The sequence below is a fragment of the uncultured Psychroserpens sp. genome (genome assembly GCF_947501425.1).
GTDB lineage: Bacteria > Bacteroidota > Bacteroidia > Flavobacteriales > Flavobacteriaceae > Psychroserpens.
In genome coordinates this window covers 65,681-88,365 of the sequence record NZ_CANMVN010000002.1, presented here as the reverse complement: position 1 = coordinate 88,365, position 22,685 = coordinate 65,681, and the positions used below count along the sequence as shown (strand labels likewise).

24 protein-coding genes are annotated in these 22,685 nt (G+C 33.8%); 12 read left to right on the top strand and 12 right to left on the bottom strand.

Annotation, left to right across the window (positions count from 1 at the left end; all coding sequences use genetic code 11):
* Positions 1 to 63 precede the first annotated feature (63 nt).
* Positions 64 to 771 carry a peptidylprolyl isomerase gene (locus Q0951_RS02915; RefSeq protein ID WP_299334046.1) on the bottom strand — a complete coding sequence of 236 codons (708 nt, stop codon included), beginning with the start codon at positions 769 to 771 and terminating at the stop codon, positions 64 to 66.
* 5 nt (positions 772 to 776) lie between these two features.
* On the opposite strand from Q0951_RS02915, the gene Q0951_RS02910 reads away from it, so the two are divergent.
* Together Q0951_RS02910 and Q0951_RS02905 are read left to right on the top strand one after the other, a co-directional pair.
* Positions 777 to 1,418 carry a CoA pyrophosphatase gene (locus Q0951_RS02910; RefSeq protein WP_299334044.1) on the top strand — a complete coding sequence of 214 codons (642 nt, stop codon included), beginning with the start codon at positions 777 to 779 and terminating at the stop codon, positions 1,416 to 1,418.
* A 48-nt stretch (positions 1,419 to 1,466) separates the two neighbouring features.
* The gene (locus Q0951_RS02905) at positions 1,467 to 2,267 is read left to right on the top strand and encodes a 1-acyl-sn-glycerol-3-phosphate acyltransferase (RefSeq protein WP_299334042.1); all 801 of its coding nucleotides are present in this window, start codon (positions 1,467 to 1,469) and stop codon (positions 2,265 to 2,267) included.
* A gap of 1 nt (position 2,268) precedes the next feature.
* Here Q0951_RS02905 and Q0951_RS02900 read toward each other — a convergent pair whose 3' ends face one another.
* The 3 genes from Q0951_RS02900 to Q0951_RS02890 are packed head-to-tail and all read right to left on the bottom strand — an operon-like array spanning position 2,269 to position 3,879.
* Positions 2,269 to 2,742: a hypothetical protein gene (locus Q0951_RS02900; RefSeq protein ID WP_299334040.1), complete on the bottom strand. Its 474-nt coding sequence runs from the start codon at positions 2,740 to 2,742 to the stop codon at positions 2,269 to 2,271.
* Positions 2,742 to 3,380, bottom strand: a complete 639-nt coding sequence (locus Q0951_RS02895) for a hypothetical protein (protein ID WP_299334037.1) — start codon at positions 3,378 to 3,380, stop codon at positions 2,742 to 2,744. Before Q0951_RS02895 ends, Q0951_RS02900 begins: the two co-directional genes overlap by 1 nt.
* 4 nt (positions 3,381 to 3,384) lie before the next feature.
* Entirely contained in the window at positions 3,385 to 3,879 is a 495-nt protein-coding gene (locus Q0951_RS02890; RefSeq protein WP_299334034.1) for an RNA polymerase sigma factor, read from the bottom strand.
* 135 nt (positions 3,880 to 4,014) lie between these two features.
* Between Q0951_RS02890 and Q0951_RS02885 the strand changes: the two genes are divergently transcribed.
* A complete protein-coding gene (locus tag Q0951_RS02885) occupies positions 4,015 to 5,286 on the top strand; it encodes an NAD(P)/FAD-dependent oxidoreductase (RefSeq protein WP_299334032.1) in 1,272 nt (423 codons plus the stop codon).
* Positions 5,287 to 5,369: 83 nt separating this feature from the next.
* Here the strand turns inward: Q0951_RS02885 and Q0951_RS02880 are convergent, their stop codons facing one another.
* Positions 5,370 to 6,050 carry a lysoplasmalogenase gene (locus Q0951_RS02880; protein ID WP_299334029.1) on the bottom strand — a complete coding sequence of 227 codons (681 nt, stop codon included), beginning with the start codon at positions 6,048 to 6,050 and terminating at the stop codon, positions 5,370 to 5,372.
* Positions 6,051 to 6,223: 173 nt separating this feature from the next.
* On the opposite strand from Q0951_RS02880, the gene Q0951_RS02875 reads away from it, so the two are divergent.
* Together Q0951_RS02875 and Q0951_RS02870 are read left to right on the top strand one after the other, a co-directional pair.
* On the top strand, positions 6,224 to 8,374 hold the full coding sequence (locus Q0951_RS02875; protein ID WP_299334028.1) for a TonB-dependent receptor: 2,151 nt from the start codon (positions 6,224 to 6,226) through the stop codon (positions 8,372 to 8,374).
* Between the two features lie 89 nt (positions 8,375 to 8,463).
* Positions 8,464 to 9,189, top strand: a complete 726-nt coding sequence (locus Q0951_RS02870; RefSeq protein WP_299334026.1) for an energy transducer TonB — start codon at positions 8,464 to 8,466, stop codon at positions 9,187 to 9,189.
* 82 nt (positions 9,190 to 9,271) lie between these two features.
* Here Q0951_RS02870 and Q0951_RS02865 read toward each other — a convergent pair whose 3' ends face one another.
* Positions 9,272 to 10,264 carry a hypothetical protein gene (locus tag Q0951_RS02865; protein WP_299334024.1) on the bottom strand — a complete coding sequence of 331 codons (993 nt, stop codon included), beginning with the start codon at positions 10,262 to 10,264 and terminating at the stop codon, positions 9,272 to 9,274.
* Between the two features lie 47 nt (positions 10,265 to 10,311).
* Positions 10,312 to 10,866: a thioredoxin family protein gene (locus Q0951_RS02860; RefSeq protein ID WP_299334022.1), complete on the bottom strand. Its 555-nt coding sequence runs from the start codon at positions 10,864 to 10,866 to the stop codon at positions 10,312 to 10,314.
* A gap of 20 nt (positions 10,867 to 10,886) precedes the next feature.
* Between Q0951_RS02860 and Q0951_RS02855 the strand changes: the two genes are divergently transcribed.
* From Q0951_RS02855 to Q0951_RS02845, 3 genes are read left to right on the top strand one after another with little or no spacing between them, the layout of a single operon-like run.
* Positions 10,887 to 11,222 carry a tRNA-binding protein gene (locus tag Q0951_RS02855; protein WP_299334021.1) on the top strand — a complete coding sequence of 112 codons (336 nt, stop codon included), beginning with the start codon at positions 10,887 to 10,889 and terminating at the stop codon, positions 11,220 to 11,222.
* A 3-nt stretch (positions 11,223 to 11,225) separates the two neighbouring features.
* On the top strand, positions 11,226 to 12,137 hold the full coding sequence (locus Q0951_RS02850) for a bile acid:sodium symporter family protein (protein WP_299334019.1): 912 nt from the start codon (positions 11,226 to 11,228) through the stop codon (positions 12,135 to 12,137).
* Positions 12,134 to 13,165 carry a 1-acyl-sn-glycerol-3-phosphate acyltransferase gene (locus Q0951_RS02845; protein ID WP_299334017.1) on the top strand — a complete coding sequence of 344 codons (1,032 nt, stop codon included), beginning with the start codon at positions 12,134 to 12,136 and terminating at the stop codon, positions 13,163 to 13,165. Before Q0951_RS02850 ends, Q0951_RS02845 begins: the two co-directional genes overlap by 4 nt.
* Here Q0951_RS02845 and Q0951_RS02840 read toward each other — a convergent pair.
* From Q0951_RS02840 to Q0951_RS02830, 3 genes are all read right to left on the bottom strand, one after another.
* Positions 13,160 to 15,664 carry a M14 family zinc carboxypeptidase gene (locus tag Q0951_RS02840; RefSeq protein ID WP_299334015.1) on the bottom strand — a complete coding sequence of 835 codons (2,505 nt, stop codon included), beginning with the start codon at positions 15,662 to 15,664 and terminating at the stop codon, positions 13,160 to 13,162. The two genes, Q0951_RS02845 and Q0951_RS02840, sit on opposite strands and share 6 nt — an antisense overlap.
* Positions 15,665 to 15,747: 83 nt before the next feature.
* Positions 15,748 to 16,158, bottom strand: coding sequence for a PUR family DNA/RNA-binding protein (locus Q0951_RS02835; protein WP_299334012.1), 411 nt, complete (start codon positions 16,156 to 16,158; stop codon positions 15,748 to 15,750).
* Between the two features lie 73 nt (positions 16,159 to 16,231).
* Positions 16,232 to 17,986 carry an ABC transporter ATP-binding protein gene (locus tag Q0951_RS02830; RefSeq protein ID WP_299334010.1) on the bottom strand — a complete coding sequence of 585 codons (1,755 nt, stop codon included), beginning with the start codon at positions 17,984 to 17,986 and terminating at the stop codon, positions 16,232 to 16,234.
* Positions 17,987 to 18,118: 132 nt separating this feature from the next.
* On the opposite strand from Q0951_RS02830, the gene Q0951_RS02825 reads away from it, so the two are divergent.
* The 4 genes from Q0951_RS02825 (at position 18,119) to yajC (ending at position 21,190) form a co-directional block, all read left to right on the top strand.
* The gene (locus Q0951_RS02825; protein ID WP_299334008.1) at positions 18,119 to 19,222 is read left to right on the top strand and encodes a Glu/Leu/Phe/Val dehydrogenase; all 1,104 of its coding nucleotides are present in this window, start codon (positions 18,119 to 18,121) and stop codon (positions 19,220 to 19,222) included.
* 137 nt (positions 19,223 to 19,359) lie between these two features.
* Complete coding sequence (gene nusB, locus Q0951_RS02820) at positions 19,360 to 20,271, top strand: transcription antitermination factor NusB (RefSeq protein WP_299334007.1); 912 nt, start codon at positions 19,360 to 19,362, stop codon at positions 20,269 to 20,271.
* Positions 20,272 to 20,398: 127 nt separating this feature from the next.
* Positions 20,399 to 20,896: a DUF1573 domain-containing protein gene (locus tag Q0951_RS02815; protein ID WP_299334004.1), complete on the top strand. Its 498-nt coding sequence runs from the start codon at positions 20,399 to 20,401 to the stop codon at positions 20,894 to 20,896.
* Between the two features lie 3 nt (positions 20,897 to 20,899).
* Complete coding sequence (gene yajC / locus Q0951_RS02810) at positions 20,900 to 21,190, top strand: preprotein translocase subunit YajC (RefSeq protein WP_299334001.1); 291 nt, start codon at positions 20,900 to 20,902, stop codon at positions 21,188 to 21,190.
* Between the two features lie 83 nt (positions 21,191 to 21,273).
* Here yajC and Q0951_RS02805 read toward each other — a convergent pair whose 3' ends face one another.
* Together Q0951_RS02805 and Q0951_RS02800 are read right to left on the bottom strand one after the other, a co-directional pair.
* Positions 21,274 to 21,873, bottom strand: a complete 600-nt coding sequence (locus Q0951_RS02805) for a YdeI family protein (protein ID WP_299333996.1) — start codon at positions 21,871 to 21,873, stop codon at positions 21,274 to 21,276.
* A gap of 36 nt (positions 21,874 to 21,909) precedes the next feature.
* Positions 21,910 to 22,677, bottom strand: coding sequence for a hypothetical protein (locus Q0951_RS02800; protein ID WP_299333994.1), 768 nt, complete (start codon positions 22,675 to 22,677; stop codon positions 21,910 to 21,912).
* Positions 22,678 to 22,685 lie beyond the last annotated feature (8 nt).

Genomic DNA, 22,685 nt, shown 5'->3' with positions numbered 1-22,685 from the left:
TACTTAAAAATGAGGAATTTTAAGTTGAGAATCTTAAAAATCTATACTTCGGAAAAAGATAAATCAGTCTAAAATTTCTACACGTTTGATGTAGACATTCTGAAGCGGCCAATCGGCATTATCAGTTTCTACATTGGCTATCTTGTCGGCAACATCTAATCCGCGAATCACTTTTCCGAAGATGGTATAATCGCCATCCAACTGATAGACATCTCTTAAGGTAATAAAGAACTCATAAGGAGAGGCCAGTTTATACGGATTATCAATATCGCTACTTGGCATGGAGATCACACCTCTGTCGTGACGAAACCCTCGTTTTGTATCAGTTGGTAATAGATATTTGCCAATATATCGTCGTTTACGCATCACATCACGATCATCTGTACTACCACCTTGAATGATATAATTTTCAATAACGCGATAGAATTGTGTATTATCAAAATACCCTTTCTTAGCAAGGTAGATAAAATTAGAGCGGTGAAATTTGGTCTCGTTGAATAATAAAATATCAATATTACCAAAATCGGTGACAATGCGAACTTTATTTTCTTTATGCTTTTTATCATACTCCAAAAAGAACTCCATAGCATTGTCTTTGGTCAAGAGAAATAGACTGTCTTTTTCTTCGGAAATCGTCTCAGAAGTGTCTTTTATAGTTTGTTGTTTTACTGTTGTAGAATCTACGGTTTGAGTAGTCGTTTTCTTTTGAGATTGTTTATCTTCACAATTGAATAATAGCAAGCAAAATGCAAAAAGCATTAAAAATCTCATGAGTAATGAATTTTGAAACGTTTATAAAATCGGTATCAAAAATAAAAAATCTAAATCTTCCGGGAGAATCCTCGCAGTTTAAAATGTCGCCTCCGTTTCGCGAGCATCTAATTGAAGAGAACAGAGAGAAAATGAAGTATGCTAAAAAAGCGGGTGTAATGGCCTTGTTCTATCCAGATCGGTATATAGAAACTCATTTGATACTGATACTTCGTAAAACTTATAAAGGAGTGCATTCTGCTCAGGTTGGATTTCCTGGCGGAAAATACGAAGATCAAGATCCGCATTTGGAATATACAGCATTGCGTGAAACCGAAGAGGAGGTTGGTGTGCCAATGCATACAGTTGAGGTTTTAAAGCCAATGACACCTTTGTACATTCCACCTAGTAATTTTACTGTCGCTCCTTTTGTGGGAATCACGCATCAAACACCAAATTTTATAAAACAAGACGAAGAAGTTGAAGATCTTATAGAAGTCAAGATCACTGATTTCCTCAGTGATGCTAATGCCATAGCTACTACAGTAATGACCTCTTACAATCTGGAGTTAGAAGTTCCTGCTTTCAAACTCAATGGACATGTGGTTTGGGGAGCAACAGCAATGATGCTTAGTGAACTAAAAGACTTGTTAAAAATGACTTTATAAGCCCTAGATTTTTGTAAGTTTGTCATTCCGCTTAATAACTAACGATTAATGGGATTATTTAAAAGAAACCCCTTTGGGCATATACTTTTTGTAAAGAAATGGCTAATTAGAATCCTCGGGCTCCTAACACACCGAAGGTTTAGAGGATTTAATGAACTTCAAATTGAAGGCTCTGAAATCATTAAAAATCTTCCGGATACTAACGTGCTCTTCATATCAAATCACCAAACGTATTTTGCAGATGTAATTGCAATGTTTCACGTATTTAATGCTAGTCTTAGTGGGCGTTTGGATAATATTAAAAATGTAGGATACCTCTGGAATCCTAAGCTTAATATGTATTATGTAGCTGCTAAGGAAACTATGAAATCTGGACTTATCCCAAAGATATTTGCCTACACAGGCTCTATCAGTATTGAGCGTACATGGCGTTCAAAAGGGCAAGATGTCAATAGACAAGTGAAAATGAGTGATATTACCAGTATCAAAAAAGCACTTGATGATGGATGGGTTGTTACATTTCCGCAAGGAACAACTACACCTTTTAAACCTATTAGAAAAGGTACTGCACATATTATAAAGCAATACAAGCCCATTGTCGTGCCTATTGTAATTGATGGGTTTAGACGTTCATTTGATAAAAAAGGGCTACGGGTTAAAAAGAAAAATGTCTATCAATCTTTTGAAGTAAAAGAACCTTTAGATATTGACTATGATAATGAATCCATAGCCGAAATAGTTGAAAAGATTGAGTATGCTATTGAGCAACATCCTTCATTTTTAAAGGTAATTCCTCAGGAGGTCTTAGAGGAAAAAGAGCGCTTAAATAGAGAATTGAGAGACTGGTAATCTAATCGTTGTTTTCGAGCTGCTTTTGATTGTCTTTCTGCTGTTTGGCATGACTCTTTGATACAGCATCAAAAAGAAAGATCAAACCAATAAACAGGAAAAACCTAGGCCAATCAAAGGACATCGAGAAAAAAATGAGCAGTATCCCTATCATAAATGACGAGCCACCTCCATGATCATGCGTTGTATTGTTGTTTTTTGAATCTTGAAAAAATTCCACATGGTCAGTATCTAAAAGCTTACCGTTTTGAAATAACTGCACTCTAACACTGCTTGTTGAAAAGCTTTGCTTTGATTCTAAGTGAAATGTATGGGATACACCATCAATGATAAGATTGAAAGTGTGAACTCTTTTTCCAAGCGAAACCTTTTTAGAAATAATCTTTCCGTCAAGTAAAACAGTTTCAACACCAAGCCAGTTTAGTTTGTAGCTTATGGTGTGATTCTCAACTTTAAAATCAATAGGTTTCATCATTACACTTCCAGTTTTTTGAGTTCTTTATAGTTCCTGTTCAGTCTACGTAATAAAATACCGTAGATAATGCGATAGAATATCCAGAAAATTAAAACGAAAAATGCTATTGCTAACACCATGATTACCATGGCAAAGAACATTTGTTTATCAGAGAATTTGGCAAATTGTTCGGAAACCTCAGGGTTTTCGTAAACAGTGTAATACAAGCCAAAGGTCATTGATAAAAATGCCATAACTAGATTATATATGACGTAATATTTAATGATTTTTCTGGTCTTTATAATGCTTTCCATTAATCGTTTGGCATTATCGGTTACAGAAATAGACTTGTAAGCTTTGTATAACAAATAAACAAAACCTAATATCACAGCATAACTAAAGATGGTAATACCAAGTAATACTCCACTATTACCATACATACTTGCTAATTCTGCTCTGTATTCTTCCGAAGAAAAATAAGGAATACTGTTAATGATTATCCAGAATATTAACTCAGCGACACTAATGTAAAATAATGTCTTAACAATTGATGATGATTTTTTATGCATCATCGGATAAAGCTCCTTTTCAGTGAGTTGATGCTCTACTTGAGTTGTGTTAGACTGCCAATCCTTTTTTAATAATTCTAATTCATCCATAGGATTACGGATTTAATATTGTTTTTAATTTTTTCTTCACCCTGTTCATTTTTACACGAGCATTAACTTCTGTAATACCAAGGGTTTCACTTATTTCACTATAATTTTTATCTTCCAAATACAAGAAGACCAATGCTTTTTCAATATCATTTAATTGATGAACGGCTTTGTATAGTAATTTGAGTTGTTGTTCCTCTGTGTCATCATATTCAACCGATTTAATCTTAAAAGATACCGACTCAAACTCTTGGGTTTTTATGCTGCGTTTTGACTTTCTGTAAAGTGTAATTGCTGTATTTAAACCTACACGATACATCCAAGTACTAAACTTAGCATCACCTCGAAATTTTGGATATGCTTTCCACAACTGTATGGTGATCTCTTGAAACAAATCATTGTGAGCATCCTGATTATTGGTGTATAATCTACATACTTTATGCACAATGTTTTGATGCTTCTCAAGCAATTCCACAAAATTATGTTCGAGTTCCTTGTCCAAATTTTCAATTAGTTAGTTATCTATTTGTAGTCACATGTTTTAAAATGTTACAAGGATTATAACATTAATTCAAAAATAGGCATTTGAGTTAGGTAATTCGTATCTTTATACCACTTAATTAAAGTGATTTTTTCTATGAATATTCCTAAATCAAATTCGCCTAGAGTCATTATTATAGGAGGTGGTTTCGCAGGTGTGAATTTGGCAAAATCATTAGCAAATAAGAACTTGCAGGTCGTCTTATTAGATAAACACAACTATCATACGTTTCAACCGCTGTTATATCAGGTGTCAAGTTCAGGTTTAGAGCCTGATTCTATTGCTTATCCTCTGAGAAAAATTATAAAAAAACACAAAGCTTCATTTTTTAGATTAGCAGAGGTCTATGAGATCAAGCCTCAAGAGCATGAAATTGATACCAGTATTGGTACCTTAAGCTATGACTATTTAGTGATTGCTACAGGAACCAAAACCAATTACTTTGGAAATAAAACAATTGAGCATAATAGTATGCCAATGAAAACTGTTCCGCAAGCGCTTAATATTAGAAGCCTGATATTACAAAACTTGGAAGAAGCAACCATAACAGAGTCTTATGAAAAAAAGAAAGCACTTTTAAACTATGTAATTGTTGGAGGAGGACCAACAGGTGTTGAATTAGCAGGTGCTATAGCAGAGCTTAAAAATCATGTGCTTCCCAGAGAATATCATGATCTGGACATAGACCTCATGGAAATTCATTTACTAGAAGGAGCAAACAGAGTGTTGCCTCCAATGAGTGAGCACGCCTCAAAAAAAGCTGAATCTTTTTTGAAAAGCCTCGGAGTTGTGGTACATACCAATACACTTGTTACTAACTATGATGGAAAGATTGCATCAACAAATTCAGATCTGGTTTTTGATACTGAAACCTTAATCTGGGCTGCTGGTGTCACAGGTTCATTAATTAATGGTTTGGATACAGATACAATGTCTGAAAAAACAAATAGATATTACGTAAATGCCTATAATCAAGTCAAAGGTTATGAGACTATTTTTGCGCTAGGTGATATTGCTCTAATGCAAACAGAAGCCTATCCAAATGGTCACCCTCAAGTGGCACAACCCGCAATTCAGCAAGGCCAGCTTTTAGGTAAAAACCTAATGCGATTGATAAAGAAACAGCCACTAAAAGCTTTCGTATATAAAGATAAAGGATCAATGGCTACTATTGGTCGAAACAAAGCTGTAGTCGATTTAAAACGATTTAAATTTGGAGGATTTTTTGCATGGTTCATCTGGATGTTTATCCATTTAATGGCACTGGTCGGATTTAGAAATAGAGTTATTGTATTCTTTAATTGGACTTATAACTATATCAATTTTGATAAAGCTGCACGATTAATCATCAGACCTTTCAAGAAATAGGGCGTTACCTACTTTCGCTGAAGCTTCAGTAGGTTAGGCTGTACATTATATCTTTTGTAAACAAAAGGATGCCATTTCCATCCTTAACGCGAGTGTTGGTCTTGCTTTAAGATTCCTAAAACAATTAAAAACTGAGCCAAAGCATAAGTTAGCATAATACTCACATTGGCGTAAGCTAAAGGTTGATAGAACTTATTAAGAGCCAATATGCTATCGGATAGCATAAATAGTATCGCTCCTGTAAATACAAGTAAATAGCTCACTTTTGAGACCATTTTACATCTTAAGAATGCCGATGTAGCCATACTTAGAATCACAATCATATATATAATAACAGGGATGAGCATGTCATTTAAACCATCTTTTAAAAGATAGAATAACCCACTGGCATATATCAATAACACAATTATAAATACGTAAGGTTTTAAGTTGCTGTTACGATCTTTTAAGAATGCTATGACATAAATGACATGTGCGATAAGAAAACTTACCAATCCAAGAAGGAAATAGGTTTGAGATGTACTAACAAACATTAGTAGTAGGTCTCCAAACAGAGAGAATGTAAGCGCCATAGCTATCAATCGTCTCAATTTAGCATGTAATGCGTTACTATTCATCCAGAAAAAAATAAGTAAAGACACTACTATTGCAGGTTTAGAGATATAGTGGAACTGTTCATACGATGAATTGGAACCAAAAATGAGTTCTATAATAACAATACTACTAAAGATGATACTGAATATTTTATCTGATTTCGAAAGCATAGGAAAAATGATGATTGTTCAAAAATATGCAATTCGGTAATGATTTTTGACAATTCGGTAACATTGAATTTTGTCTGTGACTGTTCTTTAACATCTTTGAACCGTCAATCAACACTCCTTCGCTACAGCTTAGGAGTAAATAATCAAAAAACGAACAGTTTAAATCATCAACCATGAAAACCACAGTATTCATTTTAACTTTCCTTATCGCATCTGTAACATGTGCTCAAACCACTATTAATGGAAAAGTAGTAGACTCAAAAGATCAACCTATTCCTGGAGCAAATGTTTATTTAGATGGCACCTATGATGGTGACACTACAGATGAAAACGGAGAGTTTAGTTTTACAACTTCTGAAACAGGATCTCAAACCTTGATCATTTCATTTCTATCTTACGAAACTAAAACCATTGTGAACGAGGTGTCTGCGCTTAAAGACCTTCAGATCAAATTAAAGGATGATATGGAAGCTTTAGATGTGGTTGTAGTTTCCGCAGGAACATTTGAAGCTAACGACAATAGTAAAGTTTCAGTATTAAAGCCTCTTGACGTGGTAACCACAGCAAGTGCTGTTGGTGACTTTGTAGGTGCCTTGCAAACACTTCCTGGAACATCAACTGTGTCTGAAGACGGACGCTTATTCGTTAGAGGAGGAGATGCTGAAGAAACTCAGATATTTATTGATGGAATTCGTGTATTTACACCCTTTTCACCTACACCTAATAATGTACCCACTCGTGGACGGTATTCTCCATTTTTGTTTGATGGAATTACATTTTCAACTGGTGGTTATTCGGCCGAATATGGTAACGCACTCTCAAGTGTACTATTATTAAATACTATTGACGAGCCAGATCAAGAAAAAACAGATATAGGAATTATGTCAGTTGGAGGAAGTTTAGGTCATACAGAGAAATGGGAGAAAACATCACTTAGTGTTAATGCTTCATATATTAATTTGGCACCTTATTTAGAATTCTATTCTGATCGCAATGATTGGAAAAAACCATATGAAGGAGCACAAGGAGAAGCAGTATTTCGTCAACGTTTTGATAACGGGATATTGAAATTCTATGCAGCTTTTGATACTTCTAATTTTGATCTCATACAAGACGATATTGATGTTGCAGAAGGGATTCGTTTTAATCTGAATAACAGAAACTTTTACGCTAATACATCGTATCAAGGTGTTTTAGGAAGTGGGTGGTCTATGAAAACAGGGTTGAGCTATACCATTGGGAAAACCGACGTTGGAATTATTGGTGATGACATTAGTGCCGATGAATATTCAACACATATCAAACTGAAATTGAAAAAGCGTTTTAACAGTAGCTTTAAATTAAGTTTCGGTGCAGAACATTTCTCCACCAATTTTGATGAAACATTTTCTACAGAAGGGTTTAATACATCCTATGGTTTTGATAATAATAATTTTGGAGCTTTTGTAGAATCAGATATAATTTTTAGTAGAAATTTAGCACTCAAGGCTGGATTGAGAGCCGATAACTATGCGCTTTCTAATGAGTTTAAAATTGCGCCACGACTGTCATTAGCTTATAAAACATCTAAGAATGGACAGTTATCATTGGCTTATGGCGATTTTTATCAAAATGCCAATGCTAATATCTTAAAGTTTAGTCCAGACATACAAACTCAAAATACCAAGCATTACATTATGAACTACCAATATGTAAATAACGGACGACTATTTAGAGCCGAAGTATACAGAAAGGAATACGATAATCTTGTAAAGTTTGATACCGATTTTGAAAGTTTTGATGCTAACTACGACAATTCGGGTTCGGGATATGCGCAAGGGTTAGATATATTCTGGAGAGACAATAAAAGCATTAAGAATATGGATTATTGGATCAGTTATTCATATTTGGACACAGAACGTGATTATCGTAACTATCCAGAACAAGCACAACCCAATTTTGCCAATACGCATAATTTTTCAGCCATAGCAAAGTATTGGATTGATGATTGGAAAAGCCAGGTTGGTTTTGCATACACATTTGCATCTGGTAGACCTTACACAAATCCTAATACCAACGAATTTCTTAGTGAGAAAACAAAAAGTTTTAATAGTATCAGTTTAAATTGGGCGTATTTGATTAGTCCGCAAAAAATTATTTATGCTTCAGTGAACAATGTATTTGCCTTCAAAAATATAAACGGTTATCAATATTCCAATACTCCAGATGTTAATGGAAACTTCGGAAGACGTGCATTACGACCTGCAGCTGATCAGTTTTTCTTCGTAGGATTCTTCTGGACAATAAGTGAGGATGGAACCGATAATCAATTAGATAATTTGTAAACTAATTTTGGTTTTTTTGCCCAACATGACAATTGTCATATTTTTTCCGAAGATATTGGCGTAATTTCATAGTATAAATCGTTGTTATTATGGAAGTTAAAAAGAACCCAAACGTAGATGTCGGAAGAAATAGTAGTCTCTATTTCGCTATCGGCTTGAATTTAATGTTGTTATCAACATATTTGCTATTTGAACATAAGTTCTATGAAAATACAACTTATGAGAGAGATATCGTCCAAATGGATGAAATTATAGAAGAAGATATTCCAATTGTGAATATTGATGTTCCACCTCCACCACCTCCACCACCAGCAGTTGTCTCTGAAGATCTCAGAATTGTGGAAGACGTTGTTGAAATAGAAGAAACAATTATTGAGAGTAGTGAGATAGGTCAAGATGATGCTATAGAATATGTAGCTAATGTTGAAGATGTGGAAGTAGAGGAAGTAGAAGAGGATATTGTAGTACCTTTTAGAGTTATTGAAAATGTTCCTGTATTTCCTGGATGTGAGACAGGTACTAAAGAACAGAAAATGGAATGTTTCCAAAGATCTATTCAGGCTCACGTTAAAAAACATTTTAAATATCCTGAGACAGCTTTAGAGCTAGGAATGCATGGGAAAGTGTTTGTTCTATTTGTAATTGATAAAAATGGAAATACCACTAAAATTCAAACCAGAGGTCCAGATAAATTGTTAGAAAATGAAGCTGAACGTATTATAGGTTTATTACCTAAGATGACGCCAGGTAAACAGCGAGGCAGAGCTGTAAGTATGCCATATAGTATTCCAATTAGTTTTGTCTTACAAGATTAAATGAATGTCCTTAAAATTGATTTGTAAAAGGTTTTTAACTTTTCCAAATATGTAAATTAGTATAGTTTTTAATTAGCGCTCGTCAATGACGAGCGCTGGTTTTTTGAAGACCACCATTATAATTACTTAATTCTAAAAGCTTTTCACTATTAGAGACATCTAGCATAAATTGTATGGCTTTGACCTTGTCTTCAGATTCATTATAAAACTTCTCACAAATTTTAAATCCGATATAATAACCCAGATCTGGCGGAATATCATTTCGGTCATAATTATAGAACCAGTCGGTTTTGATGTATTTGTAGTTAATGTCTAGGTCGCCTAGGAATTTTACCCATAACTCTGCTTCATGTGCTTCGCCGTAAGTGTAAGTCTCTCTAGTTGCTGACGGAAATTGTCCGGTTTGTAAATGCATTAAAAAATCGGCAGCACCTTCACAAATAGATTTGGATAAAAGATCTCTGGTATTGATGTTTTTTTGATTGATGTGAACTTGTTCATGAACGACTAATGGAATTAGGGATTCAAAATCATTGAGATTATTTAACTGATCTTCATCATATAAAAAAGCAGACGCTGTATAACTACTCCTCGCGTTTTTTTCTAACTCTATAATCATTGTGCTGTCAATGACTGTTCCCGCACGTTTAAATTGTCCGATTACAAAATAAATATCATTAAAAGTAGCTTTTGGATAAAGGGTTTCAAAAGAACGAAGGTTTTGTCTAATTTCAGTGGTATCATTCTTAGCCTCTAAGGTGACTTTCTTTATGGAATTGAAGAACACAGTGTCTTTAAGAAATGTAGCATAATCTGCTGCAGTGAGCTTATCTTTTTCAATAAGGAGTTTTAAGCCATGACTACTTTTATTTATATATTCTTCCTGAATGATTTTACTGCGCTCTGCATGACTCTTAATGGTTTTTATTTGTTCATAGGCTCGCCAAAAATTATCTACATCTTCAAAGTGCATATTTACCGTATCACTGCTTCTTTGTTTAGTGCCAGATTCACGACAATTTACAAGCGTTAAGCTTAGTAATAAAAGTATGTAAATAGGACAAGTTGATTTCATTTTAAAACAACGGTAAATTCTTACAAATATTTTGATGAGCTGTGCGCTTATTTCCACTTGATGTTACAACCAATACTTGGTTTTTGGATCTCACTGATGGGTTGGTTGTTGATGAGGTTATCAAGAACACGTCTAATGTCTTCACCAGTAGCTGGTATGTCATTTCCTGGTCTTGAATTATCTAACTGACCACGATATATCAAGGTTTCATTTTCATCAAATATATAAAAATCGGGAGTACAAGCGGCATCATAAGCTTTTGCTACTTCTTGAGTTTCATCGTAGAGGTATGGAAAAATAAAATCCTGTTCAATGGCATTTTGTTTCATTAAATGTGGTGCATCGTCTGGGTAATTTACAACGTCATTACTAGAAATAGCAATACAATTGATGCCTTTAGATTTGTAATCTTTAGCTAGTCTTGATAGTTCAGTATTAACATGTTTTACAAACGGACAATGGTTACATATAAACATGATGAGCGTTCCGTTAATGCCTTTGCCATCTTCTAAGGTAATTATAGTGTCGTCAACTGTATTCCTTAGACTAAAGTAGGGAGCTTTTGTCCCTAAGGGTAGCATGTTTGATGGAGTAAGTGCCATATTTTTTTTACTTTTAGATTATGAATAATATAATAACTTTCGAAGACTTTACAAAGGTTGATCTCCGCGTTGGAACCATTATAGATGTCAATGATTTTCCTGAAGCACGACAACCAGCTTACCAGCTTACAATTGATTTTGGAGAATTAGGTGTTAAAAAATCTTCTGCTCAAATAACAACAGTATACAATAAGCTGGATTTACTCAACAAACAAATTGTAGCAGTAGTTAATTTTCCGAAGAAACAAATAGCAAAATTTATGAGCGAGTGTTTAGTGCTTGGCGCAGTGAACGGAAAGGATGTGATACTCTTAAATCCTCAACTAAAAGTAAAAAACGGATCAATAGTATCATAGTGCATGGATCAATTAGATAACGCTAAAATAAATTTCGATAGCAGCGGGCTTTGGGTTTTGAATATTGCATTAGCCATCGTTATGTTTGGTGTTGCTCTTGGAATTACTATAGATGATTTTAAGTCTTTATTTAAAAAACCTAAACTGGTATTAGTTGGTGTTTTGTCTCAGTTTATTTTATTACCACTTCTCACTTTTATTGTTATTTTGATAATTAAACCACTTCCTAGTATTGCTTTAGGAATGATGATGGTTGCAGCCTGTCCTGGTGGAAATATTTCTAACTTCATGTCTTATTTAGCAAATGGTAATACCGCTTTATCTGTTAGTTTAACTGCTTTTGGTACCTTGTTGGCTATGGTCGTTACACCTTTAAATTTTCAATTGTATGGAAATTTATATGAGCCTACTGCTCAATTATTAAAAAGTGTTGAATTACAACCGTTTGAACTCGTAAAATTGGTGTTACTTATTTTAGGAATTCCTTTATTGATTGGAATGTTTGTAAGACACAAAAATGAAAATTTTGCTGTCAGACTTTCAAAACAACTGAAACCTATTTCGATCATAGTGTTTGTTGCAATAGTAGTTATTGCCTTTTCAAAAAACATGACTGTATTCAATAATTATATTCATTATGTGCTGCTTATTGGTATAGGTCATAATTTTTTGGCAATCCTACTAGGATTTTTTACTGCAAAAACATTTAGGTTATCTTTTAAAGATCAAAAAACTTTGGCTATAGAAACTGGAATTCAAAATTCGGGTTTGGGCTTGCTCCTTATTTTTACGTTTTTTAATGGTTTGGGAGGTATGGCAATAATGGCAGCTTTTTGGGGGATTTGGCATATCATTTCCGGACTGGCAATTTCTTTTTATTGGAGCTATAAACCATCTAATGTAGTTGAGGTTTGAGGCGATTATGGTTACATACAGTGAGAGCTTATTTACGTTTAGGTCTTTTTTTCTATTTCAAAAAAATTGATGTAAGACGTGTAGATTCCATACCAAAATATGAAGCTGTTTTGTTCTTGGGAAATCATCAAAATGCATTGTTAGATGCGTTGCTTATTGCAGCAAAAAATGATCGATTTTCTTACTTTCTGACAAGAGCAAGTGTGTTTAGTAAACCAATCATTAGTAATATTTTGAAAAGCTTACTCATGCTTCCAGTGTATCGAATTAGAGATGGTTGGGCTAATTTGACTAAAAATAATTCTGTGTTTTCTGAAAGTTCTAAACTATTAAGTAAAAAAGAAGCTATTGTTATTTTTCCGGAAGGAAGCCATAATCTTAAACGTACAGTAAGACCATTGAGCAAAGGGTTTACACGTATTATATTTGAAACTCTTGAACAATATCCTAATGCAAAAATCAATTTAATTCCTGTAGGATTGAATTTTGCCAATGCTACTCAATTTGGTGATAGTACTTTAGTTAACTTCGGAAAAGTAATAGAAATAAATACTAGTATTCTAAATGATAAGAATAAAGGTGTTTCAGACCTTAAAGCGTTAGTTTTTGATGAATTATGTCAACTTACAACTCATATTGAAAGTGAACACTACGATACTAAACTCAAAGCACTTAAAAACTTAAACGTAGATTTTACAAAACCTGAACGTGTGAATGCATGCCTCAAAAGTAATTTTGTTACCTGTGAGAGTCGCCCAGTAAACACACATGGTGTATTTAAAGTATTCTCAAAGTTTTTACTGATCTGTTGCCTTATTGTTCCTTATGTCATTTGGAAAAAAGTGGTTAAGCCTAAAATCAAAGAGGTTGAGTTTATATCAACATTTAGATTTGCTATGGCTATAACATTAGTGCCAATTTTTCTGCTAATTGTTTTTGTATTATTGTCAACAATTTTTCAATTTCAAATTGGGGCTTTATATTTGATTTTTGTGATTGTCTTAGTGTTGCTTGCAGTTAAATTATAATTCTTCTCTAAAGAAAATAGCATTCATCAATAACTTATTAGTACCATACCAAAAGGCTCTAAAGTTAGTATTGTCGGTAAAGGCTACTACATTTCCGCTTCCTAATCGCTTTACTTTAAACGGAACTGTAAGTGCTAAACTGTCTAAATTTGGTTTAGAAATATAGCCACTTAATAAAGGATTCTTAGTATATGTAATTGGATTATTATAACTCTGTTTATCAGCTTTCATAAACAGTGTATTATTTCTAAATAGTGCGATTTTATCATTCTTGTACCCAAAATTTATAGGATGTGAACGATCGGTTTTAGCTTCAAAAATAGCACCTCCAACAAATTGTGCGCCGTTATAATTTCCGCGTTGTTCAAACGAAATATCTTTTGCTGTGCGCTCAGACTTTTTGAAGTCAAGCTTCATTAATTCATTTCGTTTTAACCAATTTAAAGCACTTCGGTATGCAATTAAAGTTCCACCATTTTGGACCCAGGATTTAAGTCGTTTTGTAGCATTAGCATCAATAGAACCGCTAGGAACAATAATCGTATTGTATCTATCTAAATCAGCTCGAGTCAATGATTTTGTATCTAATTTGGTCAGTCTCATATCATAGCGTTGATCAAATAAATGCCATATTTCTCCAGCATCATAACTTCTAATACCCGAACCAACGAGCATCGCTACTTTTGGTTGTTCTAAAGCTCTAAATTGATTGCTTCCCAAATCAATACCTTCAGTTAATCCTGTATTAACGGCATCAATATCAATATGGCTTTCTGCTGCAACCTGCTTCATGAAATTATAAAGCTCGTCTGATGATAGTTTTTGATTTTGAATAGGAATCAGAATCGTTCCGTAATCATAGGTCTTTCCATTCATACTGAACTGTTTCATACCTACCTTTGCTCTTAATCCCTTTCCTAAAATGGCATTTAATGCTTTAGGCGAATAATACTCATGCCATTCCATAAGGTATGCATAATTACTCTTTCCTGATACAGTTCCTGTACGCATTTGCAGGTCTTCAACTTTAACTCCTGCATTTCGGGTAGTTGCATTTTCAGAATAATCTAATCCAAATGAAAGTGGAAACGTCCATGCCGACACATCGTAGAATAAACTGTCTTGAAATTTGGTACGCTTTTCAAACATAGCATTTATTAAGCGTGTATTTTTTTGATTCTTAGGAACGATATAAGCATAGCCTTTCTTATAACGTTTGCCATTACTGGTCATGTCATTTTTCAATTCATGGAAATCAATATGTTGGCGTTTTAATATTTCGGCTAAGTGATAGGTTCTGGCTGCATCTTTTTCGTCGCCAAAGACAATAGCCTTATCGTTTTCTTTAGCTGCTTCGTTTCTTGCATTTTTGTAAAAATCGTGTTGGTATTGTAAGATTTCACGTCTCATGGTTTTGCCTGCTTCAAGTGTGGATAGAGCAGCTGTAAATTGATTGCGAATGGTAAATGGAAAGGTTAAAATACCATTAACGCTCTCTTGAATATGTCCGCGAGAACTAGCTTGTTCGAAGAGGATGCCAATTCCACCGTTGATATCTGGAAAAGTAGAACCTTTTCCGTAGTAAAAATCATCGAAGCTCTCTTCAGTATAATATAGAGAACCTATTTTATCTAGTGCTTTGGCATGAAAGTTTCCAATATTTTTTGTCAATTCCTGGTTTAATTTTGGAGTAAGAGGATGAGTTCTGGAAGGAATTCCGGGTTGAAAGAAAAAACTTGCATTAGTTCCCATTTCATGGTGGTCTGTTAGAATGTTTGGTAACCATTTATGAAAACTTGCAATTCGTACACGAGATTCTGGAAGCTGAACAGGTAACCAGTCTCTATTCATGTCAAACCAGTAATGATTTGTTCTCCCTCCAGGCCAAACCTCACTGTATTCTCTGTCGTTTGGATCAGGATTTAAGTTCTTACTTTTGTTGGTATTAGCCCAATATGCAAATCGCTGTAAACCATCCGGATTATAAGCAGGATCAAATAAAATAACTGTATGGTCTAATAGATCTTTAACCTCGTCACTTTCAGCAGCAGCTAAATAATAGGCTACTAGTAAAGCTGCATTTGATCCACTAGGCTCGTTACCATGAATTGAAAATCCTTGATATACTACAATAGGCATATTACTGGTGTCTACAGAATTACCCTCTGTAGAAGCAATATGTGTTTGCCTGATATTTTCCAGATTATTATGGTTTTTAGGCGAAGTTATCGTGAGTAGGAGTAGTGGTCTTCCCTCAAAAGTACTACCTCTATTTTCGATATGAATCCTATCGGAAGCAGCAGCTAAGGTCTGCATGTAATATACTAACTTGTCGTGAGTAATATGCCATTCACCAACTTGGTGTCCAATAACCGACTCAGGAGTGGGTATATTTTGGTTGTATGATATGTTTTGCGGAAGGTAATACGATAGGTCGGTTTGCGATTGTGCATTGAATTGGAAACAACTCAATATGAATAGAAGGATAGTTAGTCTCATATATATGTATCGGTTAGAGTATAAAAATAAAAAAACCGCTACTCTTAGAATAACGGTTTAATAATATTTAACAATTGTGAGGATTAAATATCCTCAAAATTGATGTCTGTAAACTTTTCAGCAGAATCAGAATCTGTTATGGATTCTCCTCCTTCTGCAATGTCATCGTTATTGGTTTGAGATGAATAATCTTCTTTTTTGAAATCTTTTTGATGACGCTCACTAATCACTTCGTCTCCCTTTTCAGCGATTATATAATCTGTCATTTCTCTTAAGATGTCGTTGAACTCAGAAAAATCCTCTTTGTAGAGATAGATTTTGTGTTTCTTGTAATGAAACGATCCGTCGTCGTTAGTAAACTTCTTGCTTTCTGTTATGGTAAGGTAATAATCACCTGCTTTAGTTGCTCTTACATCAAAAAAGTAGGTTCTTCTTCCTGCTCGCAATACTTTTGAAAAAATTTCCTCTTTTTCCATCATTCCGTGGTCACTCATAGCTAATTTTAATTTTTTTTTGATTTGATTGTGCATCAAAAATCTAAAAAAAAAGATTAGTAAACAAAAATAATTATAATTCTTTTGTGCTAAGTTGTTTCAAGTAAAGCTCTTTGTAGTAACCGTCGGTGTTAACTAATGTTTCGTGAGTTCCGTTTTGAATGATTTTGCCATCTTCAAGTACAATGATTTTATCTGCATCTTTAGCCGAAGATACCCTGTGACTAACAATAATGGTGGTTTTTCCGTTTGAGATTTCTCTAAGGCTAGTTAGGATTTTTTCTTCGGTTTCAGTATCAACAGCCGATAAACAGTCATCAAATAACATGATCTCTGGTGCTTCTATAATGGCTCTTGCAATAGAAATACGTTGTTTTTGTCCGCCAGACAAGGTTATACCACGTTCACCCAGTTTGGTTTTGTATCCTTCTTTAAATTTTACGATATTTCGGTGTACATCGGCTAATTTTGCCGCTCTTATGACTTCAGCCTCAGTTGCATCCTCTTTACCAAATTTGATATTGTTCTCTATAGTGTCAGAGAATAGAAAAGCATCTTGCGGAACATAACCAATGTGATCTCTCAAACTCTTAAGATTAACCTGGTCAATTTGAGTGCCATCAATTGCTATATGACCTTCTTGAACATCATATAATCTTCCAATCAAATCTAATATGGTTGACTTTCCCGAACCTGTCTTACCCAAAATAGCTAATGTTTCTCCTTTGCTAAGAGAAAAACTTACTTTATCTAAAGCTTTTATATTAGTATCAGGATAAATGTAAGTCACATTTTTAAACTCAATATTGCCATCAATATTGGTTGGTTTAGGATTCAGATTTTTGATCTCTGGTTCTTGTTTTAAAAATTCATTGATTCGTTTTTGAGACGCTTCAGCTTGCTGTACGAGATTAGTAACCCAACCTACAGTTGCAACAGGCCAGGTAAGCATATTAACATAGATCAAAAACTCTGCAATGGTTCCAATTTCTTTGATTTCACCATTAATGTATTGCATACCTCCAACGTAAGCTACAAGAATATTACTAATACCAATTAATAATATCATTGATGGAAAAAACAAAGCCTGAACTTTAGTGAGATCGATCTGTTTTTGTTTGCTTTCTTCGGAAAGTGTATTGAACTCCTCATAATTTGCAGATTCAATTCCATAGGATTTAATGACTGAAATACCACTAAAAGATTCCTGAGTATAGGTTGATAGATGTGATAAATACTCTTGTACTATTCTACTACGTTTGTTAATGATTTTACTTAGTTTGTAAATTATGAATGATAGTACAGGAAGCGGTATAATAGTGTAGAGGGTTAGTTTAGGAGCTACACTAAGCATGTAAATTAAAGCCACTATAAACAATGTGACTGTATTTATAGTGTACATAATAGCTGGTCCTGCATACATTCGGACTTTACCTACATCCTCACTAATTCTATTCATTAAGTCACCAGTTCTATTGGCTTTATAGAAATTGAGCGATAGGTTTTGATATTGCTCATAGACTTCATTTTTAAGGTCATATTCAATATAGCGAGACACATTAATAATGGTTTGACGCATAAGAAATGTGAAGATTCCAGTAATGACTGCTGCTCCTATAAGGTAAAGAATATTAGAGGCTAGTTCTTGCTTAAAAACAGCTTCAGTAATTTCTCCATCGTAGGCTTTAGAGATTGTAGTAATCGCTTTACCAAGAAATCTCGGCGTAAACAATGCAAATATTTTCGCACCAATAGTGATCAATACACCAAATAAAAGTCGGTAACGGTACTTATAAAAGTATTTATTGATATGTTTTAGTTCCTTCATTTAGAATTATTGAGGCTCGATTTTTAGCAATATGATAATTTAACGCTCTATTTTTTGTTAATACTCCAATATTGAGTTATTTTTGCACGCTATTTTATGTATAATTTAAAATAGATTTTAATTTACTTTCAAATGACATCAGACGTTTTAAGTTCTAAAGAACTCTCAAAAATTGACCCTGTATTTGGACAATTATCATTCGATAATCATGAGCAAATCGTTTTTTGCAACGACAAAGATACTGGTTTAAAAGCAATAATAGGAATACATAACACAGTTTTAGGACCTGCACTTGGAGGGACTAGAATGTGGAATTATAATAATGAGTGGGAAGCATTAAATGATGTCCTACGTTTATCTCGTGGTATGACCTTTAAATCTGCAATTACAGGATTAAATCTTGGAGGAGGAAAAGCTGTTATCATTGGAGATGCCAAAACTGAAAAAACTCCTGAGTTAATGAAAAAATTTGGAGAGTTTGTTCATTCTTTAAGCGGAAGATATATCACAGCAGAAGATGTTGGTATGACAACAGCAGATATGGATACAGTAAGAGAAGTGACTCCTTACGTTACTGGTATTTCAGAAAGTAAAGGTGGTGCTGGTAACCCTTCACCAATAACAGCCTATGGTGTTTTTATGGGAATGAAAGCAGCTGCAAAATTTAGATATGGTAGCGATGTACTTGAAGACAAATCGATATTTGTTCAAGGAATAGGACACGTAGGAGAATCTTTAGTTGAGCATTTACTTAATGAAGGAGCTAAGGTAACTATAGCAGATATTAATCAAGAGCGTCTAGAAGCTGTTAAGGCTAGACATGATGTTACTATTTATGGCGGACAAGATATTTACAGCGAGCCAATGGATATCTATGCACCATGTGCCTTAGGAGCTACAATTAACGACGATACCATCCATAAACTTCAAGCAGATATCATTGCTGGAGCAGCCAACAACCAATTAGCAGATGAAGCAAAACATGGAAGGCTTCTTCAGGAAAGAGGAATTCTATATGCACCTGATTTCTTAATCAATGCAGGTGGAATCATTAATGTTTATGCAGAACTGGAAAACTACGGTAAACAAGAAATCATGCGTAAAACAGAAAATATCTATAATACAACACTTGAAATATTTGAAGGTGCTAAACAAAATAATGTCACTACAAATGTATCAGCATTACGTATTGCTAAAGAGCGTATAGAAGACAGAAAAAGAATGCAGGAGAAATAAATTTAAAACCTTATTTAAAAATTTTTCTACATTTAAAATAATAGTATTTTTGCAGAGCGAAAGTGTCAAAGCTTTCGCTCTGTAATTTTTAGCTCTTTGTAACCATGTTAAATAGACGTCACATTCGTATTAAAGTTATGCAAACACTTTACGCTTCTCAAGGAAGTGAGAGTGACAACATAAAGACCAATGAGAAATTTCTGCTTCTAAGTCTAGATAGCATGTACGATTTATTTTTAGCGCAATTATCATTACTTATTGAAGTACATAAAAAGTCAAAAGATAGATTAGAGAAAAATCAAAAGAAACTTCTAGCGACTCAAGAGGATAAAAATCCAAATTCCAAATTCATCAACAATGAAGTCCTATTACTACTTAGCTCTAATGAAGCTTTGCAAGAACGTATAGAGAGCCAGAAAGAGAATCCATGGTATTTAGATTTCGAATACATTGATGTTATTTTTAAAGCTATTCTTGATAGTGATTTGTACAAAGAATATATGTCGACAAAGACCTCTACCTTTAAGGAGGATAAGAATTTTGTGATTGATATGTTCACAGAGATTATTGCACCAAACGATAAACTATATGAATACTTTGAGGATAAACGTATCACTTGGTTAGACGATCTTCCAGTTGTAAATACAGCTATTTTAAAATTATTGAAGAAAGTGAAAGCTTCTTCAGAAGGAAATTTTTTCACGCCTAAATTATTTAAAGATTTGGAAGACAGAGATTTTGGTTTAGAACTCTTGAAAAAAACGATTCTAAATCAAGCTGCTTTTAATATTGAAATAGCTACAAAAACCAAAAATTGGGATGCAGATCGTATCACTCAAATAGATACCGTTTTAATGCAAATGGCAATTTGTGAATTTCAGAAATTCCCGTCAATACCAATAAAAGTAACCATTAACGAGTATTTGGAGATTGCTAAAGAATACTCTACTCCAAAGAGTAGTAACTTTATCAATGGTATCTTAGATAAAATTATAAAGGAGTATACTTCCGAAGGAAAACTCAATAAAATAGGTCGTGGTTTACTCTAGATTTTCTAGATTTTACAGGTGTTAGACTGTTAATGTTTTGTTTGAAAGTGTCCTAAAAATTTTAATTAGATGAAATAATTAGTACATTTGGCTTCTCGAATCAAAAATTATTTAAAAAACCATAGTAATGAAAAAAGCAATTTTAGCGTTAAGCGCATTATGTTTAGTAGCTTTTACATCATGTAAAGATGATGCAACTAGCAAGATCAATTCTGATAACGTAGCAGCTGCTGCAGAAAGAGACGCAAGTGCTCAGGATTTTCCGGTAATTACTTTTGAAGAAACTGAACATGATTTTGGAACTATCGTAAACGGTACTCCAGTTGAAACTAAGTTTAAGTACACTAACACAGGAAAAACACCCTTAGTAGTAAGTAATATCAAAAGTACTTGTGGATGTACTGTACCTTCAGATTGGAACAGAGATCCTTTAGCTCCAGGTGAGTCTGCTGAATTTACTGTAAAGTTTAACGGAAAAGGAACAAATCAAGTTCAAAAGTCAATTACTTTAACAACAAATACTGAAAAAGGTTCTGAAGTTGTTAAGATTAAAGCTTTTGTTCAGCCAGATCCAAACGCAAAAGATAAAAAAGCAGGTACTGCTTCAATAAAGTCTGTAAAATAATTTATGGGAGATATTGGAAATTTTTTACCTTTTATAGCCATGTTTGCTGTGGTGTATTTCTTTATGATTGCACCGCAAATGAAACGAGCAAAACGAGAAAAAGCCTTTGCTGCAGGTTTAAAGAGAGGTGATAAAGTAGTAACTAAAAGCGGTATGCACGGAAAAATTGTTGATCTTAATGATAAAGACAACAGTTGTGTTATCGAAACTCTCGCTGGAAAAATAAAGTTTGAACGTTCTGCAATTTCTATGGAAATTAGTCAGAAGCTAAACGCACCAGCGAAAACAAAATAGAATATATACATTCAACAAAAAAACTCCGAAAGTATCTGCTTTCGGAGTTTTTTTGTTTTTTTTGATAATTTAACTATTGAGATCTAGCAATTCTTATACTTATCATTTAATCCAATACCTTGAATAATCATTGGCGTGATCTTAGCCAATCGAGACTGTTTAGTTGCTTCTCGTTTTGCCTCGCTAATATAGTCGCAGTATTCCCTCTGCTTTCCTGGAGTAAGCGCTTTAAAACCAGTGTTGAGTTCAGTATTTGACTTAAATGCTGTTTTCAATTCATCTGGAACAACAACCTCTTTTGCTTTACGACTAGGTTTAATTTCTCTACCTAAACGTTGATTTTCAATAGCTTCTTTAACGTAATCCAGAACAGCAGCTTGATTGATGTCTGCTTTTGTTTCAAAACGCATCTGACGTAAAGCTTTGGTTTTGTTTTCCTGAGCGTTGATGAGTAAGCCATGTTCGTCTTTAAGAAATACACCTTGATGAAACCACAAACAAAAATGGTTTTTAAAAGCACCAATACCAAGAACGTTTTTACCTTTCAAGCAATAGGTTGGCATACTCCATTTTACAGTTTCTTCAAGCTCTGTTGTGTTAATAATATTACGTAAAATAGTTAAGGCTTCAGCGTAATGCGCATTAGTTTCTATATATTCTTCTACAGAATGGATTTTTTTCATATGGTCTTCAATTCCTATTAAAATACAATTTTTACCCTATTGGTTAAAATCAATTCCATAATATATACATTCAAATATAGCTAAGGCTAGTATCCATCGATATTCGTAATCATTTAATTCGGTTGTAACGTTAACTAGTGAGTTTTCGATCTTAACATCATTTTGAATGAACATTGGATTGTTAGGTCCTAAACGTCCACTCGAGTTATGAAACGGATTTTTTAAAAACATTCTACGATCTGAATTTTTTATAAGTTGTGCTAACGTGATTTCATTAAAGACAACATCATAAATCCCAGAAGTGGTTTTCTTTCTGTTTATATGACCTAAAGCTATTCCATCAGTATTGAAAATACTAAGATGATTTTCAATTTTGCCTAGGTATTGATCGTTAACGAATATTTTAACAAGACTTGGCTTGGGAGTGACCTCAAAATAAAAGCTGGTATCACTAGTTACTGCCATAATTTTGGAATTGATATCCAATCCGCGATCCAAACGCCTGAATGCAATAATTTTGTCGGAGTTACTACTTTTAATAATCCCATTGAATTTCCGTGTAAATCCTTTAGAATAATTGTAGTCAATCTCATTAGAAATTTGAATTAAATACTCAGGTTGCCAGGTCTTCAGTTTTTTCCTGGTTTTATTTACTTTTTCAATTAATTGTTGTTTCTCCTTAGCAAGAACGTGTGGTGGTTGGTTTGCACTCGATTTTTTGATGACATATCGAATAAGAAGGATAATACCAACAACAGGCAGTACAAAAAAAATGATAGTTAGGATAATAAAAAAAAGCTTCATGTCTATTA